General features: G+C 68.4%; 3 protein-coding genes. 2 read left to right on the top strand and 1 reads right to left on the bottom strand.

What is annotated here, in order from left to right; translation table 11 throughout:
* Window positions 1-128 precede the first annotated feature (128 nt).
* Both ABZT03_RS44530 and ABZT03_RS44535 read left to right on the top strand, forming a co-directional pair.
* Window positions 129-449 carry a transposase gene (locus tag ABZT03_RS44530; protein ID WP_356050052.1) on the top strand — a complete coding sequence of 107 codons (321 nt, stop codon included), beginning with the start codon at window positions 129-131 and terminating at the stop codon, window positions 447-449.
* Window positions 450-501: 52 nt separating this feature from the next.
* Window positions 502-588, top strand: coding sequence for a transposase (locus ABZT03_RS44535; protein ID WP_356050055.1), 87 nt, complete (start codon window positions 502-504; stop codon window positions 586-588).
* Here ABZT03_RS44535 and ABZT03_RS44540 read toward each other — a convergent pair.
* Window positions 582-1,052 carry a hypothetical protein gene (locus ABZT03_RS44540; RefSeq protein ID WP_356050054.1) on the bottom strand — a complete coding sequence of 157 codons (471 nt, stop codon included), beginning with the start codon at window positions 1,050-1,052 and terminating at the stop codon, window positions 582-584. The two genes, ABZT03_RS44535 and ABZT03_RS44540, sit on opposite strands and share 7 nt — an antisense overlap.
* Window positions 1,053-1,384: the final 332 nt, after the last annotated feature.

Genomic DNA, 1,384 nt, shown 5'->3' on the forward strand with positions numbered 1-1,384 from the left:
TGAGGTGAGCCGGGTTGACCAGCGCGAGGTTGAGGTGCGGCTGTAATGCGTAGTAGACCGCGCGCCAATAGTCGGACGTCGCTTCCATCACGACGCGGCGTCGGCGCTCGGAACAGGCACTGGTCAGCGTGGTGGCGACGTGTTATCTGCTCGGTGTCTCGACGCGCCGGGTGGAGAAGCTTGCCGAGGCTCTTGGAGTGACCCGGCTGTCGAAATCGCAGGTGTCCGAGATGGCCCGGACGCTGGACGAGCGGGTCGCCGAGTTCCGGGACCGATCCCTGGACGCCGGCCCGTACACGTTCGTCTGGGTCGACGCCCTCACGCAGAAGGTCCGCGAGGGCGGCCGGGTGGTCAACGTGCACTGCCTCGTCGCGGTCGGCGTGAACAACGAGGGCCGGCGCGAGGTCCTCGGCATCGAGGTCACCTCCGCCGAGGACGGAGCCGGCTAGCTCGCCTTTCTTCGTGGGCTGACCTGTCCGCGGTCTGTCCGGAGTGGAACTGGTGGTTTCCGACGCCCATCGGGGTCTGGTCGAAGCGATCGGCTCGGCGTTGCCCGGTGCGTCCTGGCAGCGGTGCCGCACTCACTGAAGCCGTAAAGAATCAACCTGTCGGTGTGTTGTCCTCGCTCTATGCGGTGGCGAGGAGCTCGGCGGCGGATCGGTAACGGGTCGCTGCGGCGGAAGGAGGCCGGTTTCCACCAGGAGGGGTCGGATCTCGCGGACGACGTTGCCGATCAGGGACCTGCTGACGTCACCGAGCGCGTCGGCGAGGACGTCCAGGGTGCACAGTTTCCGCAGGTAGAGGACAGCGAGGACGACGCGTTCCACGTCGCCGATCTTCTGAGGGAAGACGCCGCCGCGGCTGACTGGCTGGCGGACGGCGCCTCGGCGCTGGTAGGAGGCACGTTCGGTCTGCGCGATCTGGCGCGGGGCGAGACGGCGGGCGAGTGCGTCCAGGTCCTCGCGGGTCATGCCGGTCAGACGCGGATGGGACAGGCTCTCCATGATCTGGGTGCGGGGCGGGGCCGTCGCGGTGTCGAGGAAGGCCAGCAACTGGGCCGCAGTGGTAAAGCGGGTGGGGGCGTAACCGGGCTGGTGGCCGTGGTCCTCCAGGACCCAATGGTCATGAGTTAGACCGGGTTGGGTGTCAGCTGGTGGAGCACGATGGTGCGGGTGACGCGGCGGGTGCCGGGGTCGGTTGAGCTGGGGGTTTGGTAGCTCAGGTGGGGGCGTTTCGTGGTGCGGGGTGCGGTGCGTGTGGGGCGGTCGCGGATCAGCATGTCGGGGAGGTCTGAACCGCCCCGGCGTGTCCGGGGACTCAGTTTGTTGGATGAGCGGCCCGGGCGGGGTCGCGGTGGTGATCGTAGTGGGCCTGTTCGGCCTCG

The sequence above is a fragment of the Streptomyces sp. NPDC005574 genome, from assembly GCF_040605435.1.
In the GTDB taxonomy this organism is placed as follows: domain Bacteria; phylum Actinomycetota; class Actinomycetes; order Streptomycetales; family Streptomycetaceae; genus Streptomyces.